The sequence below is a fragment of the Pseudomonas sp. JUb42 genome, from assembly GCF_024807945.1.
Classification (GTDB): domain Bacteria; phylum Pseudomonadota; class Gammaproteobacteria; order Pseudomonadales; family Pseudomonadaceae; genus Aquipseudomonas.
The window spans coordinates 111,329-127,021 of record NZ_JANUFD010000020.1; the positions used below are offsets into that span (position 1 = coordinate 111,329).

Consider the following 15,693-nt stretch of genomic DNA (forward strand, 5'->3'; position numbering starts at 1 on the left):
TCCGGAGTCTATACAGGCACGCAACCGATTGAACGCCGATGAAAACTTCGGTCATGAAAAAGCCACCGCACAACCGGGCCTGCGCAGGCCTGGCGTGCATGGTAATCTTGCGCCCATCGCAATCGGACCACCCGGACTCTTCCTACGGTTGGAGTCGCCTGGCCCTGTCCGAAAAATTTGCCTCCCCCTTCTAACGAAAACTCATAAGCCTCTGATGAATAAAGCTATTTCTGATCTTTCGTCGCACACCCCCATGATGCAGCAATACTGGCGGCTGAAGAATCAGCATCCTGATCAGTTGATGTTCTATCGCATGGGCGACTTCTACGAAATCTTCTACGAAGACGCGAAGAAAGCCGCCAAATTGCTGGATATCACCCTGACCGCGCGTGGTCAGTCCGCCGGGCAGAGCATCCCCATGTGCGGCATTCCCTATCACGCCGCCGAAGGCTACCTGGCCAAGCTGGTCAAGCTCGGTGAGTCGGTGGTGATCTGCGAGCAGATCGGCGACCCCGCAACCAGCAAAGGCCCGGTTGAACGCCAGGTGGTACGTATCATCACGCCCGGCACTGTCAGCGATGAAGCCCTGCTCGATGAACGTCGCGACAACCTGATCGCCGCCGTACTGGGTGACGAGCGCCTGTTCGGCCTGGCCGTGCTGGATATTAATAGCGGACATTTCAGCGTCCAGGAGATCAAGGGCTGGGAGAACCTGCTGGCCGAACTGGAGCGGACCAATCCGGTCGAACTGTTGATCCCGGACGACTGGCCTCAGGGTTTGCCCGCCGAGAAACGTCGCGGCTCACGGCGTCGTGCGCCCTGGGACTTCGAACGTGACACGGCCCATAAAAGTCTTTGCCAGCAATTCGCTACCCAGGACCTGAAAGGCTTCGGCTGCGAAAACCTGACCCTGGCCATCGGTGCTGCCGGTTGCCTGCTGGCCTATGCCAAGGAAACCCAGCGCACCGCCCTGCCACACTTGCGCAGCCTGCGCCACGAGCGCATGGACGATACCATCATCCTTGATGGCGCCAGCCGCCGTAACCTGGAACTGGACACCAACCTTGCCGGTGGCCGCGACAACACCCTGCAATCGGTGATGGACCGCTGCCAGACCGCCATGGGCACGCGCCTGCTGACCCGCTGGTTGAACCGTCCCTTGCGCGACCTGAACATCCTGCTGGCGCGGCAGAGCTCGATCCGCTGCCTGCTGGAAAGCTACCGCTTCGAAAAGCTGCAACCGCAGCTCAAGGAAATCGGCGATATCGAGCGGATCCTTGCCCGGATCGGCCTGCGCAATGCTCGGCCCCGGGACCTGGCGCGCCTGCGCGATGCCCTAAGCGCCCTGCCCGAGCTGCAAGTGGGCATGACCGAGCTGGACGCCCCGCATTTGCAACACCTGGCTACCACCACCAGCACCTATCCGGAATTGGCCGACCTGCTGCAACGCGCGATCATCGACAATCCGCCTGCGGTGATTCGCGATGGTGGCGTGCTGAAAACCGGCTACGACGCCGAACTCGACGACCTGCAATCGCTGAGCGAAAACGCCGGGCAGTTCCTGATCGACCTGGAAACCCGGGAAAAGGCCCGCACCGGCCTGGCTAACCTGAAAGTCGGTTATAACCGTATCCACGGTTACTTCATCGAGCTACCGAGCAAGCAGGCTGAACAGGCGCCCGCTGATTACATCCGCCGCCAGACCCTCAAGGGCGCGGAGCGCTTCATTACCCCTGAGTTGAAAGAGTTCGAAGACAAGGCGCTGTCCGCCAAGAGCCGCGCCCTGGCCCGGGAAAAAATGCTTTACGAAGCCTTGCTGGAGGACTTGATCGGCCATCTGGCGCCCTTGCAGGACACCGCGGGCGCTCTCGCCGAACTGGATGTGCTCGCCAACCTGGCCGAACGCGCGCTGAACCTGGATCTCAATTGTCCGCGTTTCGTCGACGAGCCGTGCATGCGCATCGACCAGGGCCGGCATCCGGTAGTCGAGCAGGTCCTGACCACGCCTTTCGTGGCCAATGATCTGGCCCTGGACGACAGCACCCGCATGTTGGTGATCACAGGTCCGAACATGGGCGGTAAATCCACCTACATGCGCCAGACCGCTCTGATCGTGCTGCTTGCCCATATCGGCAGCTTCGTTCCGGCCGCCAGTTGCGAACTGTCCCTGGTGGATCGCATCTTCACCCGCATCGGCTCCAGTGACGATCTGGCCGGCGGGCGTTCGACCTTCATGGTGGAGATGAGCGAAACCGCCAATATCCTGCACAACGCCACGGACAAAAGCCTGGTGCTGATGGACGAAGTCGGCCGCGGCACCAGTACCTTTGACGGTTTGTCCCTGGCCTGGGCTGCGGCGGAATGTCTCGCCCAGTTGCGCGCCTATACCTTGTTCGCGACTCACTATTTCGAGCTGACGGTTCTGCCGGAAAGCGAGCCCCTGGTGGCCAACGTCCATCTCAATGCCACCGAACACAACGAACGTATCGTCTTCCTGCACCGGGTACTGCCGGGGCCGGCCAGCCAGAGCTACGGCTTGGCCGTGGCCCAACTGGCGGGGGTTCCAGCCCGTGTCATCGGTCGCGCCAAGGAGCATCTGCAGCGCCTGGAAACCACCAGCCTGCCCCACGAGCAGCCGAAAGCCAAGCCAGGGAAACCGGCAGTTCCGCAACAAAGCGACCTGTTCGCCAGCCTGCCGCACCCGGTGCTGGAGGACTTGAGCAAGGTCAAACTCGACGACCTCACGCCGCGTCAGGCACTAGAGTTGTTGTACACATTACAAACTCGCCTGTGACGCAACCGGTTACAAGCTGTTAGAATCCCGCGCGGTTTGGGAAGCTGACAGCTTTTAGCCTGGCTGAGCAGATGATCCAAGCCGCGTGATGAGCGGGCGAACCAAGGGCGTGGCGCAATAGCGCTGGCCAAAAGCCTGTTTTTCATACGGTACGGGGACTCCCGAATCTAGCAGCCCCACCCGTAGGGGCCTTGCTGCCGCCGCCTGAGGAGAGAATTAGAAATGACCTTCGTCGTCACCGACAACTGCATCAAGTGCAAGTACACCGACTGCGTAGAAGTCTGTCCGGTGGACTGCTTCTACGAAGGCCCGAACTTCCTGGTGATTCACCCGGACGAGTGCATCGATTGTGCGCTCTGCGAGCCTGAATGCCCTGCCAACGCGATCTTCTCCGAAGATGAGATACCGGCAGGCATGGAAAACTTCATCGAGCTCAACGCCGAGCTGGCTGATATCTGGCCCAACATCACTGAAAAGAAAGAAATGCTGCCCGACGCGGCGCAGTGGGATGGCAAGCCAGGCAAGATCGCTGACCTGGAACGCTGATTGGCGTCGCCATGAAAAAAGGCCCGTAAAAACGGGCCTTTTTTATATTCGGGAGATCCTCTGCAAGCGATCTCCCGAAAGAGAGAAGGGGCGGAGTGATCCGCCCACATTTTTTCCTTAGTCCCTTTAATCCTTTTTCATCATCCTGATGAATCGCATCCTGCGACGTCCTTGACTGTCATCCTTGACGGCCTGTGCCTATCCGTTGGCACAGTTCTGATATTAGTGATTTCTCAGCAGAGAGCAACTATACGGACGGGTAAAAACCATACCGTATGTAACGCACATATAATTTTATAATTCTTTCAAATCAATAAGTTAAAATTAATTTACGTATCACGATCGTAATAACCTCAAGACACTCAGCCCAAAAACTTACAACCCTCGTAAGTAAAGGCTGACATGAATAATCCCGTCCTTCTTAAATGCACTATCTTATTAATATCATCATACTTCCCGACAAGTCGTCATAGGCCAGAAAAACAAAAACACCCCATGCGGAGTGTTTTTGTATGCGTCTAAAACTGTAAAGAGTAAACGCTTTTACTGAAACAGCGACTCACTCGACAAGCCGTTCTTTTCGAGGATCTCCCGCAGGCGCTTGAGACCCTCGACCTGGATCTGCCTGACCCGCTCACGGGTCAGCCCGATTTCCAGCCCTACATCCTCCAGCGTACTGCTCTCATGCCCGCGCAGGCCAAAGCGGCGTACCACCACCTCACGCTGCTTATCGGTCAGCTCCGACAGCCACTGGTCGATGCTCTGGGACAGATCATCGTCCTGCAGCAGCTCACAGGGGTCCGTAGGCCGGTCGTCGGTCAAGGTGTCGAGCAGCGTCTTGTCCGAGTCCGGCCCAAGAGACACATCGACCGAAGACACACGCTCATTGAGACCAAGCATGCGCTTGACCTCGCAGACCGGCTTCTCGAGCAGGTTGGCGATTTCTTCAGGGGAAGGCTCGTGGTCGAGTTTCTGGGTCAGCTCGCGAGCGGCACGCAGATAGACATTGAGCTCTTTGACCACATGAATCGGCAGACGAATGGTGCGGGTCTGATTCATGATGGCGCGTTCGATGGTCTGGCGAATCCACCAGGTGGCATAGGTCGAGAAGCGGAACCCACGTTCAGGGTCAAATTTCTCGACAGCCCGGATCAGGCCCAGATTGCCCTCCTCGATCAGGTCGAGCAATGACAACCCACGATTGACATAGCGCCTGGCAATTTTCACCACCAGCCGCAGATTGCTTTCAATCATGCGTTTGCGCCCGGCCGGATCACCACTTTGCGACAACCGCGCAAAGTGCACTTCTTCTTCCGGGGAGAGCAAAGGAGAGAAACCAATTTCATTGAGATACAACTGAGTCGCATCAAGCGCCCGGGTGTAATCAATGTACTTGTGCTGCTTGAGTGCGGTGGAGTTTTTGGCCTTGGACCGAGCCGAGGAGGCAGGTTTCTGCTTTTCCTTCGGTGCAGCTTCCAGAGTGATGCCGGCCTCCATCAGGAGAACCTCATCATCTATGTCAAACTCCGGCGCTTCGTTGATGAGAGCCATTTTTTAGTCCTTTGGTGAGTTCGACCTCAAGCTCCAGCATCGCCTGATTTCCGTGGCAATGCGTGAGCCTGTCCCTCTACGCAAGGAACAGGCTGGCAACAATCAACGACGTGGCAAGAATTGCAGCGGATCGACTGGCTTACCCTGGCGGCGAATCTCAAAATGCAGCTTCACCCGGTCAGTTCCAGTTGAACCCATCTCGGCAATTGTCTGCCCAGCCTTGACCTGTTGCCCCTCCCGTACCAACAGCCTACGGTTATGACCATAGGCACTGACGTAGGTATCGCTGTGTTTGATGATTACCAATTCGCCGTAGCCCCGCAAGCCACTCCCGGCGTAAACAACCGAACCATCAGACGCAGCTAAAACAGGCTGTCCCAAATCCCCGGCGATATCAATTCCTTTATTCAAACTACCGTTTGAAGAGAATTTACCGATCAAAACACCGGCCGACGGCCAGGTCCAGCCACTCGGAGAACGTCCGCCATCATCGGCCGGAGAGCCGCCGGAAGGCGGTATTACCACCGGTACAACCCCGACTGGCTTGGAGATAACCGTGGTCTTGAGCGAGCCCGAAGGGCTGGTGGTGGTGCTCGTCGTGGTACCCGAACGCGGCGGTGTGGTCGGCGTGCCGACGACCGCTACAGGCGTTGAGGCGGACGGCTGACTGGAAACACCGTCGAAGCGAATCGTGCGCCCCGGATGAATGGTATAGGGCTCAGGAATCTGATTGCGTGCAGCCAGGGCCTTGTAGTCCCAGCCGTAACGGAAGGCGATGGAGAACAGCGTATCGCCCCGCTTGACCACATATTGCCCGGTGGTCACCACAGGGCGCTGAGGCGTCGCCGCGCTGCCATTGCGATCGACCACACGCACGCCGCTCGACGGACTGCTGGAACAGCCTACCAACAGGATACTGAGGGCAATGCCAATCATCAGCCGCTGAAAACTTATTGAAGACATACGCTGCCGAATGACTGTGCGACTCACCCGCCACTCCCTTTACCGGTGACTGAATTTGAAAGGTGCCTATTGTGCCGTATTAACGGCAGGCAGTTATTGCTAAACGATGTCAAAGTTCGCGCGCCGCACTGAATAAACACCTACCGGGTTCCTGTACCAGAGAAAGACAGGAGATAGACCCGCAGTGCCTGACAGAATTCAGCGGCGATGCAAAAGCTCAGGCCAGGGGGCCATTGAGCAAGGGCACGAAACGGACAGCCCCCAGCACATGCCGGGAAAAACCGTTCTCTTCACGAATGATCAGCATCAGTTGCTGTACCTCGCCGGAGCCGACCGGTATGACCAGTCGCCCACCCGGTGCCAGTTGATCGAGCAAGGCCTGTGGCACATCCGTGGCCACTGCCGTGACAATGATGCCGTTGTAAGGTGCCAGCGCCGGCCAGCCTTCCCAGCCATCGCCCCAGCGAAACACTACGTTACGTAAATTCAGCTCGACCAGACGCTCTTTGGCGCGATCCTGCAAAACCTTGATCCGCTCCACCGAGAACACTCGCTCGACCAGCTGCGCCAGCACTGCGGTCTGGTAGCCCGAACCGGTGCCGATTTCCAGCACCTTGTCCAGCGGCCCTGCCGCCAATAGCAGCTCGCTCATGCGCGCCACCATATAGGGCTGGGAAATGGTCTGGTTATGGCCGATCGGCAGCGCCGTGTCTTCGTAGGCCCGATGCGCCAGGGCCTCATCGACGAACAGATGGCGCGGTGTCTTGCGAATCACCTCCAGTACCTGGGCGTTGGACAGCCCCTCCTCGTACAGGCGCTGGATCAAACGCTCACGGGTGCGCTGGGAGGTCATGCCAATCCCGCGTCGTAACAGATCATCTTGCTCGCGTGACATCAACCCAGCCCCTCCAGCCAACGGTTCAGGCTGCTGAAGCCTCCTTGATAGGTACGATCAAGCTGCAAGGGCGTAATCGAGACGAAGCCCTGCATGACTGCGTGAAAGTCCGTGCCTGCCCCGCCGTCTTCGGCATCTCCGGCGGCGGCGATCCAGTAACCGGCGCGACCGCGGGGGTCGACCACCTTGACGGGGGCCGCCGCACGGGCGCGATGGCCCAGACGGGTCAATTGTATGCCGCGAATGTTCTCGAGCGGCAGATTGGGAATATTGACGTTCAATACCGTGCGCGGCGGCAGGTCCAGTTGTTCATGGGCCTCGACCAGCAGGCGGGCATAATGCGCCGCCGTCGCCAGATTATCGGGCTGACGCGACAGAAATGAAAAGGCAAAGGACGGTCGCTCCAAGAAGCGTCCTTCCAGCGCCGCGCCGACGGTGCCGGAATACAGCACGTCGTCACCCAGGTTCGCGCCCAGGTTGATGCCCGAGACCACCATGTCCGGCGTCTGCTCCAACAGGCCATTGAGGCCCAGGTGCACGCAGTCGGTGGGCGACCCGTTGACGCTGATATAACCGTTGCTCAGCACATGCGGATGCAATGGCCGATCCAGGGTCAGTGAGCTGCTGGCGCCGCTTCGGTCCTGATCAGGCGCGACAATCACGCACTCACAGTAATCCGCCAACGCCGAATGCAGCGCAGCAAGACCGGGGGCCATTACCCCATCATCATTTGAAATCAGAATACGCATGGGCTGTCCGTCTGCCCAACCGGCACCAGATCGACGAGTTCACGCACCAGTACGGTGGCGAAGCATCCGGCCGGAAGGACGAATTCCAGTTGCAGAATGTCAGACTCGGGATAATGCCACGTCAACCGGCCAATGGGCAGCCGCAGGATGCGACGTTCGTGTTCCATTCCCGCCCTGATCAGCCAATCGCAAAGCACTGACTCACGTTGGGCGACGCTGTTTTCCAGCTCGGCGGTGATGCCCTGAGCTGGCGAAGGGCCTTGACCCCACTGCGGCCCGGTCGGGTGCAAGTCGAGAATGGCCAGGCGCGGGTCGCTGCATTCGGCTTCACCGGCAGGAAAAAAACTGCGGCTGTCGGTAAATGCCAACAGATCGCCAACCTGGGCGCGCTGCCAGCTGCCGTCGGCAACCCGGGCGGCCAGGACCTGATTGAATATGTAGCTGCGTGCGGTAGAAAGCAGACGCGAACGCACATTACGCTGCTCCGGCAGGGCCTGACGAGCCGCGTAATCGCGAGCCTCGCCGAGGTTGCCGCCGTCAAAGCCGAAGCGCTGGGCACCGAAGTAATTGGGGATGCCCTGAGCGGCGATGGCCTGCAGGCGCAGATCCAGGGCGGCCTTGTCTGCCGCAAGACCGGTCAGGCGCAGGGTGAAGCCGTTGGCGGCATGGGCGCCGCGCTGCAACTTGCGCTTGTGCCGACCACTCTTGAGGATCTTCAGGGTGTCGTTTTCCGCGCTGCTCATATCCGGATCGGCCTTGCCGGGCAACTGGATGCTGAACCATTGCCGGGTCAGGGCCTGACGGTCCTTGAGACCGGCATAGCTGACAGTGCGCAATTGCACACCGGCGGCACGGGCCAGACGGCGGGCCGCCTCTTCGGTATTCAGGCCGCGCTTCTCGACCCACAGCCAAAGGTGCTCACCGTCGCCGGACAGCGGGATATCCAGTACTTCGTCGACCTGAAAGTCTTCGGCGGTGGCCTTGAGTACAGCGCTGCCCAGGGATTGGCCGTAGGCGCGCGGGCCTAGCAGTTCGAGTTCAGTCATGGGCGCAGCAACAGAGCAACGGCGTGCACGGCAATGCCTTCTTCGCGGCCGGTGAAGCCGAGCTTTTCCGTGGTGGTGGCTTTTACGTTCACTTGATCGAGCTCAACTTGAAGATCCGCGGCAATCAAGGCGCGCATCGAATCGATATGCGGAGCCATTTTCGGCGCCTGGGCAACGATGGTGGCGTCGACATTGCCGACCTTCCAGCCTTTGGCATGGATCAGGCCCAACACATGACGCAACAGCACACGGCTGTCGGCACCCTTGAATTGCGGATCGGTATCGGGGAAATGCTTGCCGATATCACCCAGCGCAGCCGCGCCGAGCAGGGCATCGCTCAAGGCATGCAGAAGCACATCGCCATCAGAATGGGCCAGCAGGCCGAACCTGTGTGCAATGCGCACGCCGCCTAGGGTAATGAAGTCGCCCTCGGCGAAACGGTGCACATCGTAGCCATGGCCAATACGCATAAAAAAACGCCCTGAAAAAAGTCAGGGCGTGATTCTACCTACTTATTAGGCTTTCAAGGCGAGTGCGTGATGTCGCAGATGATCTTCCATGAAACTGGCGATGAAGAAATAGCTGTGGTCGTAACCCGGCTGCATTCTCAAGGTCAGTGGATGCTCTGCCGCTTTTGCCGCCTGGACCAGCGCCTCAGGCTTGAGCTGATTGGCCAGGAAGTCGTCACGATCGCCCTGATCGACGAGGATCGGCAGTTTTTCCGTCGCCTCGCTGATCAGTACACTGGCATCCCATTCGCGCCAGCGGGCACGGTCTTCACCCAGATAACGGGAGAAAGCCTTTTGTCCCCACGGGCAATCCATCGGATTGCTGATCGGCGAAAACGCCGACACCGACTTGTAGCGACCCGGATTGCGCAACGCGCAGACCAAAGCACCATGGCCGCCCATGGAATGACCGCTGACGCCACGCACATCGGATGCCGGGAAATGCGCCTCGACCAGGGCCGGCAGCTCGCTGACCACATAATCATGCATGCGGTAATGCTTGGCCCAAGGCTGTGCCGTCGCGTTAAGGTAGAAACCGGCGCCGAGACCGAAGTCCCAGGCGTTGTCCGGGTCACCGGGCACGTCCGGCCCGCGTGGGCTGGTGTCAGGAGCGACGATGATGATGCCGAGTTCTGCCGCGATACGCTGCACGCCAGCCTTCTGCATGAAGTTTTCATCGGTACAGGTCAGGCCTGACAGCCAATACAGCACCGGCAGCTTCTCGCCCTGCTCTGCCTGCGGTGGCAGATAGACGGCAAACACCATGTCGCAGCCGAGCACGTCGGAGCGATGCTTGTAGCGCTTCTGCCAGCCGCCGAAGCTTTTCTGGCAGGAAATATTTTCCAAAGACATGGGTCGTGGACTCCCAGCTTCAAGCTACGAGCTTCAAGCTGCAATCGGTCATCCCCACTTGCAGCTTGCCGCTTGTAGCTAGCAGCTGCTCTTAGAAGTGAATGACAGAACGAATGCTTTTGCCTTCGTGCATCAGGTCGAATGCCTTGTTGATATCTTCCAGGCCCATGGTGTGGGTGATGAAGGTATCCAGAGGGATTTCGCCGTTCTGGGCTTTTTCCACATAGCTAGGCAGCTCGGTACGGCCACGCACGCCACCGAATGCCGAACCGCGCCAGACGCGACCGGTCACGAGCTGGAACGGACGGGTAGCGATTTCCTGACCCGACGGCGCCACGCCGATGATCACCGACTCGCCCCAGCCTTTATGGCAGCACTCGAGGGCCGCGCGCATCAGGTTGACGTTGCCGATGCACTCAAAGCTGTAGTCAACGCCGCCATCGGTCAATTCAACGATCACGTCCTGGATAGGCTTGTCGTGTTCTTTTGGATTGATGAAGTCGGTCGCACCCAGCTCACGGGCCACGTCAAATTTCGCCGGGTTGATGTCGATGGCGATGATGCGCGAGGCCTTGGCCATTTTCGCGCCGATGATAGCCGCCAGACCAATGCCGCCCAGGCCGAAGATGGCCACGGTAGCGCCCTCTTCCACTTTGGCGGTGTTGAGCACGGCACCGATACCGGTGGTGACGCCACACCCGAGCAGGCAGACTTTTTCCAGCGGAGCTTCCTGAGGGATCTTGGCCAGGGAAATTTCCGGCACCACGGTGTACTCGGAGAAGGTCGAGCAGCCCATGTAGTGATAGACCGGCTGACCGTTGTAGCTGAAGCGGGTGGTGCCGTCAGGCATCAGGCCCTTGCCCTGGGTCGCACGGACTTTCTGGCACAGGTTGGTCTTGCCGGACAGGCAGAATTTGCACTCGCGGCATTCAGCGGTGTACAGCGGAATCACATGGTCGCCCACAGCCAGGGAAGTGACGCCTTCGCCGATCGCTTCAACAATGCCGCCGCCTTCGTGACCGAGGATGCACGGGAACACGCCTTCGGAGTCGGCTCCTGACAGTGTGTAGGCATCGGTGTGGCAGACACCGGAAGCAACGGTGCGAGTCAACACCTCACCGGCCTTTGGCGCTTCGACGTCGACTTCAACGATCTGCAGCGGTTGGTTAGGGGCAAAGGCAACGGCGGCGCGTGACTTGATCATCCATCTTCTCCAGCGAAGTAAAAACAAGACCTGGAGTGTAAAGCAGTGCCGATTGGTGAATAATCCAGGCAAAAGCAAAACATTATTGCTGCACAGGGATAATCAATGTACGCCAACCGCTGGGAAGGTCTGGATGAGTTCGTCGCTGTGGCCGAATGCGGTCAGTTCACTGCGGCAGCGGAACGTTTGGGTGTGTCGTCATCCCATATCAGCCGACAGATCGTCCGCCTGGAAGAACGCCTGCAGACTCGTCTGCTCTACCGCAGCACCCGGCGTGTCACCCTGACCGAAGCCGGGCAGACCTTCCTGCATCATTGCCAGCGCCTGCAGGACGGGCGCGAAGAAGCCCTGCGCGCGGTCGGCGACCTCAACAGCGAGCCCAAGGGCCTGCTGCGCATGACCTGCGCCGTGGCCTATGGCGAGCGCTTTATCACGCCACTGGTCACGCGCTTCATGGGCGACTATCCGCAGCTGCGCGTGGATATCGAGTTGAGTAACCGCACGCTGGACCTGGTGCATGAAGGATTGGACCTGGCCATTCGCCTCGGCCGCCTGCAGGACTCACGACTGGTGGCCACGCGCCTGGCGCCGCGACGCATGTACCTGTGCGCCTCGCCGTCTTACCTGGAACGCTACGGACGGCCTCACAGCCTGTCGGAGCTCAATCGGCACAACTGCCTGATCGGTGGCAGCGACACCTGGCTGCTGCAACAGAATGGTCGAGAGTTTTCCCAGCGGATCCAGGGCAATTGGCGCTGCAACAGTGGCCAAGCCGTGTTGGACGCGGCGCTGCAAGGGGTGGGGCTGTGTCAGTTGCCGGATTATTACGTGCTTGAGCACCTCAACAGCGGCGCGCTGATCTCCCTGCTCGAAGCCCATCAGCCGCCGAATACGGCGGTCTGGGCGCTGTATCCGCAGCAACGGCATTTATCGCCGAAGGTGCGCAAGCTGGTGGATTATCTGAAGGAAGGGTTGGCGATGCGGGATGAGTATCGGGTGTAGCGGCAAATACAAACCAGTACAGGCCATGTGGGAGCCGGCTTGTCGGATCGCCGCACCGTGGCGATCAAGTGCGAAGCGCTCGCAAACATGTCGGCGCCTGATCCGACGCCATCGCCAGCAAGCCGGCTCCCACATATCATTTCAATTCAGAAGGCAGCATCGTATTTAAGCCGCAACCGCAACCACTCAAGATCCTCGGGCCGGGTCACCTTGATATTGTCCGAGCGCCCTTCGATCAGACGCGGGGCTTGCCCGGCCCATTCCATGGCCGAAGCTTCGTCGGTAATGCTCACATTCGACACCAGGCCATCAGCCAGCGCCCGATGCAGCGCGCCGAGGCGGAACATCTGCGGCGTGTAGGCCTGCCAGATCAGGCTACGATCAACGGTTTCGCTGACCCGGCCTTCGCTGTCGGCACGCTTGAGGGTGTCACGGGCAGGCACGGCCAGCAGGCCGCCCACCGGATCGTTGACCAGTTCGCGCAGCAGGTTGTCCAGGTCTGTGCGAGACAGATTGGGCCGCGCGGCGTCATGCACCAGCACCCAGTCATCATCACCGGCGCCCTGGGCATGCAGATGCAGCAAAGCGTTGAGCACCGAGTCAGCGCGCTCCCTGCCACCATCGACCCGCTGTATACGTGAGTCGAGGGCACACGGCAGGGTCGGCCAGTAGGGATCATCGGGTGCGAGGCTGATCACCATGCCCTTGAGGCGCGGGTGATCGAGAAAACACAGCAGGCTGTGTTCAAGAATAGTCAGACTGCCCAGTTGCAGATACTGCTTGGGGCGGTCGGCCGCCATGCGAGCACCAACGCCCGCAGCGGGAATCACTGCCCAGAAGGCAGGAAGGGAATCGTTCACGTCATTGCGCCAGCTGATAGAGGGTTTCGCCATCCTTGACCATGCCCAATTCATGACGGGCACGTTCTTCGACGGTTTCCAGACCTTTTTTCAGTTCCAGCACTTCGGCGTCGAGAACACGATTACGCTCCAGCAGGCCTTCATTCTCGGCATGCTGATCTGCAATCTGCTGAGTCAGGCTGGCCACTTGCGCAAGGCTCCCGTTACCGACCCAAAGGCGATACTGCAAGCCGGCGAGGAGCAGAAGCAAGACAAGAAACAACCAGTTCGGACTGCGCATTGAATATCGGGACCCAGTAAAGACAGCAAGCATTCGAACAAACCACTAAGGGCATTAAGCCTGGCACGGGCCAGGCTCAATCACCGCGAACGGCAGAATCAGGCGAAATTATCGACTGTTCCTACAACGAACGCTGTCTTTTTACCATCTCCGACTCAGCCACGGAACTCGTCGCGACCACGATAGATAGCTTTAGCACCCAATTGCTCTTCGATACGCAGCAGTTGGTTGTACTTGGCGATACGGTCGGAACGGCTCAGGGAACCAGTCTTGATCTGACCGGCGGACGTGCCCACGGCCAGATCGGCAATGGTTGAATCCTCGGTTTCACCGGAACGGTGCGAGATCACGGCAGTGTAACCAGCGGCCTTGGCCATCTGGATGGCTTCCAGGGTTTCGGTCAGGGTGCCGATCTGGTTGAACTTGATCAGGATCGAGTTACCGATTTTCTTGTCGATGCCTTCTTTGAGGATCTTGGTGTTGGTGACGAACAAGTCGTCGCCCACCAGCTGGATCTTGTCGCCGATCTTGTCGGTGAGGATTTTCCAGCCTGCCCAGTCGGACTCGTCCAGACCGTCTTCGATGGAGATGATCGGGTGCTTGCTGACCAGATCGGCCAGGTAGTCGGCGAAACCGGCGGAGTCGTACTCGCCTTCTTCGCTCAGCACGTACTTGCCGTTCTTGTAGAACTCGCTCGCGGCGCAGTCCAGGGCCAGGGTCACGTCGGTGCCCAGCTTGTAACCGGCGTTGGCAACGGCTTCGGCGATGGCATCCAGCGCGTCGGCGTTGGAGTTCAGGTTCGGTGCGAAACCGCCTTCGTCACCGACCGCAGTGTTCAGGCCACGGGCCTTCAGCACAGCTTTGAGGTGATGGAAAATCTCGGTGCCCCAGCGCAAGCCTTCGGAGAAGGTCTTGGCGCCGACTGGCTGGATCATGAATTCCTGGATATCGATGTTGTTATCCGCGTGCTCGCCACCGTTGATGATGTTCATCATCGGCACCGGCATCGAGTAGACGCCTGGGGTGCCGTTGAGGTTGGCGATATGCGCGTACAGCGGCAGGTCCTGGTCCTGTGCGGCAGCCTTGGCGGCGGCCAGTGACACGGCGAGGATGGCGTTGGCACCCAGGCTGGCTTTGTTCTCGGTGCCATCAAGGGCGATCATGGCACGGTCCAGCGCCTGCTGGTCGACCGGATCCTTGCCCAGCAACAGGTCACGGATAGGACCGTTGATGTTGGCGACTGCCTTCAGTACGCCCTTGCCCATGTAACGGCTCTTGTCGCCATCACGCAGCTCCAGCGCTTCGCGCGAGCCGGTGGAGGCACCGGACGGCGCACAGGCGCTGCCGATGATACCGTTGTCGAGGAGCACATCTGCTTCCACGGTGGGATTGCCACGGGAGTCGAGAACTTCACGACCTTTGATGTCGACGATTTTTGCCATTGTTGTAAGCACTCCAAGATTGACGAAAACGACGCAGCAGAAAAAACCTTTATCGCCCCAGGCACGGAACAGCTGGCAGGCCTGAAACGAAAGCCTCTCCCGGCGCCCTGAGGACCGGGAGAGAACGGCAATGTAACGGAGAAACGCGGGTTACGCGGTTTCTACCGTCGGAAAACTTTTCACCAGTTCGTCCAGGGCCTTGAGCTGGGCCAGGAAGGGTTCCAGCTTGTCCAGACGCAAGGCGCAAGGGCCGTCGCATTTGGCATTGTCCGGATCCGGGTGTGCCTCAAGGAACAGCCCGGCCAGGCTCTGGCTCATGCCCGCCTTGGCCAGGTCAGTGACCTGGGCGCGACGACCACCGGCAGAATCCGAGCGACCGCCCGGCATCTGCAGGGAGTGGGTCACGTCGAAAAACACCGGGTATTCGAACTGCTTCATGATGCCGAAGCCGAGCATGTCCACCACCAGGTTGTTGTAACCGAAGCTGGAACCACGCTCACAGAGGATCAACTGGTCATTGCCCGCCTCTTCGCACTTGCTCAGGATGTGCTTCATTTCCTGGGGCGCGAGGAACTGGGCCTTCTTGATGTTGATCACCGCGTTGGTGCGGGCCATGGCCACCACCAGGTCGGTCTGCCGCGACAGGAAGGCCGGCAGCTGGATGATGTCGCAGACTTCGGCAACGACCGCCGCCTGCTCAGGCTCGTGGACGTCGGTGATCAGCGGGACGTTGAAGGTCTTTTTGATCTCTTCGAAGATCCGCATGCCCTCTTCCAGGCCAGGGCCACGGTAGGAGTGCATCGACGAGCGGTTGGCCTTGTCGAAACTGGCCTTGAACACGTAGGGGATACCGAGTTTCTCGGTAACCCGCACGTAGGCTTCACAGACCTGCATCGCCATGTCCCGCGATTCGAGCACGTTCATGCCGCCGAACAAGACCATGGGCTTGTCGTTGGCGATCTCGATCGAACCTACACGGATGATTTTCTGTGCCATGTCG

Annotated in this window: 15 protein-coding genes; 3 read left to right on the forward strand and 12 right to left on the reverse strand. The window is 59.3% G+C overall.

Annotated features, from left to right (window positions below; translation table 11 throughout):
* Window positions 1-226: 226 nt before the first annotated feature.
* On the forward strand, window positions 227-2,794 hold the full coding sequence (gene mutS / locus M2401_RS31025; protein WP_259109960.1) for a DNA mismatch repair protein MutS: 2,568 nt from the start codon (window positions 227-229) through the stop codon (window positions 2,792-2,794).
* A 222-nt stretch (window positions 2,795-3,016) separates the two neighbouring features.
* Entirely contained in the window at window positions 3,017-3,340 is a 324-nt protein-coding gene (fdxA, locus tag M2401_RS31030; RefSeq protein WP_259109866.1) for a ferredoxin FdxA, read from the forward strand.
* A gap of 543 nt (window positions 3,341-3,883) precedes the next feature.
* On the opposite strand, the gene rpoS is transcribed toward fdxA, so the two are convergent.
* The 8 genes from rpoS to M2401_RS31070 form a co-directional block, all read right to left on the reverse strand.
* Complete coding sequence (gene rpoS, locus M2401_RS31035) at window positions 3,884-4,891, reverse strand: RNA polymerase sigma factor RpoS (protein WP_259109868.1); 1,008 nt, start codon at window positions 4,889-4,891, stop codon at window positions 3,884-3,886.
* Between the two features lie 102 nt (window positions 4,892-4,993).
* Window positions 4,994-5,881 carry a peptidoglycan DD-metalloendopeptidase family protein gene (locus tag M2401_RS31040; protein WP_259109870.1) on the reverse strand — a complete coding sequence of 296 codons (888 nt, stop codon included), beginning with the start codon at window positions 5,879-5,881 and terminating at the stop codon, window positions 4,994-4,996.
* A gap of 190 nt (window positions 5,882-6,071) precedes the next feature.
* A complete protein-coding gene (locus M2401_RS31045; protein ID WP_259109962.1) occupies window positions 6,072-6,707 on the reverse strand; it encodes a protein-L-isoaspartate(D-aspartate) O-methyltransferase in 636 nt (211 codons plus the stop codon).
* 41 nt (window positions 6,708-6,748) lie between these two features.
* Window positions 6,749-7,498: a 5'/3'-nucleotidase SurE gene (surE, locus tag M2401_RS31050; RefSeq protein ID WP_259109872.1), complete on the reverse strand. Its 750-nt coding sequence runs from the start codon at window positions 7,496-7,498 to the stop codon at window positions 6,749-6,751.
* Window positions 7,486-8,544 carry a tRNA pseudouridine(13) synthase TruD gene (truD, locus tag M2401_RS31055; RefSeq protein ID WP_259109875.1) on the reverse strand — a complete coding sequence of 353 codons (1,059 nt, stop codon included), beginning with the start codon at window positions 8,542-8,544 and terminating at the stop codon, window positions 7,486-7,488. The genes surE and truD overlap by 13 nt, the downstream gene beginning before the upstream one ends.
* Window positions 8,541-9,014: a 2-C-methyl-D-erythritol 2,4-cyclodiphosphate synthase gene (ispF, locus tag M2401_RS31060; RefSeq protein ID WP_259109877.1), complete on the reverse strand. Its 474-nt coding sequence runs from the start codon at window positions 9,012-9,014 to the stop codon at window positions 8,541-8,543. The genes truD and ispF overlap by 4 nt, the downstream gene beginning before the upstream one ends.
* A gap of 45 nt (window positions 9,015-9,059) precedes the next feature.
* A complete protein-coding gene (gene fghA, locus M2401_RS31065) occupies window positions 9,060-9,905 on the reverse strand; it encodes an S-formylglutathione hydrolase (protein WP_259109879.1) in 846 nt (281 codons plus the stop codon).
* A 91-nt stretch (window positions 9,906-9,996) separates the two neighbouring features.
* The gene (locus M2401_RS31070) at window positions 9,997-11,109 is read right to left on the reverse strand and encodes an S-(hydroxymethyl)glutathione dehydrogenase/class III alcohol dehydrogenase (RefSeq protein WP_259109881.1); all 1,113 of its coding nucleotides are present in this window, start codon (window positions 11,107-11,109) and stop codon (window positions 9,997-9,999) included.
* Window positions 11,110-11,214: 105 nt separating this feature from the next.
* Here M2401_RS31070 and M2401_RS31075 point away from each other — a divergent pair, with 105 nt between their 5' ends.
* Window positions 11,215-12,111, forward strand: a complete 897-nt coding sequence (locus M2401_RS31075; RefSeq protein ID WP_259109883.1) for a LysR substrate-binding domain-containing protein — start codon at window positions 11,215-11,217, stop codon at window positions 12,109-12,111.
* 146 nt (window positions 12,112-12,257) lie between these two features.
* Here the strand turns inward: M2401_RS31075 and ispD are convergent, their stop codons facing one another.
* The 4 genes from ispD to kdsA all read right to left on the reverse strand — a co-directional run bounded on the left by ispD (window position 12,258) and on the right by kdsA (window position 15,689).
* The gene (gene ispD / locus M2401_RS31080; RefSeq protein ID WP_259109885.1) at window positions 12,258-12,971 is read right to left on the reverse strand and encodes a 2-C-methyl-D-erythritol 4-phosphate cytidylyltransferase; all 714 of its coding nucleotides are present in this window, start codon (window positions 12,969-12,971) and stop codon (window positions 12,258-12,260) included.
* Window position 12,972: 1 nt separating this feature from the next.
* A complete protein-coding gene (gene ftsB, locus M2401_RS31085; RefSeq protein ID WP_259109888.1) occupies window positions 12,973-13,251 on the reverse strand; it encodes a cell division protein FtsB in 279 nt (92 codons plus the stop codon).
* Between the two features lie 155 nt (window positions 13,252-13,406).
* Entirely contained in the window at window positions 13,407-14,693 is a 1,287-nt protein-coding gene (gene eno, locus M2401_RS31090) for a phosphopyruvate hydratase (RefSeq protein WP_259109890.1), read from the reverse strand.
* A gap of 150 nt (window positions 14,694-14,843) precedes the next feature.
* The gene (kdsA, locus tag M2401_RS31095) at window positions 14,844-15,689 is read right to left on the reverse strand and encodes a 3-deoxy-8-phosphooctulonate synthase (protein ID WP_259109892.1); all 846 of its coding nucleotides are present in this window, start codon (window positions 15,687-15,689) and stop codon (window positions 14,844-14,846) included.
* Between the last annotated feature and the right edge of the window lie 4 nt (window positions 15,690-15,693).

Bases quoted from the DNA above. Each gene is read 5' to 3' on its own strand.
- fdxA (WP_259109866.1), top strand. From the start codon at position 3,017: ATGACCTTCGTCGTCACCGACAACTGCATCAAGTGCAAGTACACCGAC.
- rpoS (WP_259109868.1), bottom strand. From the start codon at position 4,891: ATGGCTCTCATCAACGAAGCGCCGGAGTTTGACATAGATGATGAGGTT.
- M2401_RS31045 (WP_259109962.1), bottom strand. From the start codon at position 6,707: ATGACCTCCCAGCGCACCCGTGAGCGTTTGATCCAGCGCCTGTACGAG.
- surE (WP_259109872.1), bottom strand. From the start codon at position 7,498: ATGCGTATTCTGATTTCAAATGATGATGGGGTAATGGCCCCCGGTCTT.
- truD (WP_259109875.1), bottom strand. From the start codon at position 8,544: ATGACTGAACTCGAACTGCTAGGCCCGCGCGCCTACGGCCAATCCCTG.
- ispF (WP_259109877.1), bottom strand. From the start codon at position 9,014: ATGCGTATTGGCCATGGCTACGATGTGCACCGTTTCGCCGAGGGCGAC.
- fghA (WP_259109879.1), bottom strand. From the start codon at position 9,905: ATGTCTTTGGAAAATATTTCCTGCCAGAAAAGCTTCGGCGGCTGGCAG.
- M2401_RS31070 (WP_259109881.1), bottom strand. From the start codon at position 11,109: ATGATCAAGTCACGCGCCGCCGTTGCCTTTGCCCCTAACCAACCGCTG.
- M2401_RS31075 (WP_259109883.1), top strand. From the start codon at position 11,215: ATGTACGCCAACCGCTGGGAAGGTCTGGATGAGTTCGTCGCTGTGGCC.
- ftsB (WP_259109888.1), bottom strand. From the start codon at position 13,251: ATGCGCAGTCCGAACTGGTTGTTTCTTGTCTTGCTTCTGCTCCTCGCC.
- eno (WP_259109890.1), bottom strand. From the start codon at position 14,693: ATGGCAAAAATCGTCGACATCAAAGGTCGTGAAGTTCTCGACTCCCGT.
- kdsA (WP_259109892.1), bottom strand. From the start codon at position 15,689: ATGGCACAGAAAATCATCCGTGTAGGTTCGATCGAGATCGCCAACGAC.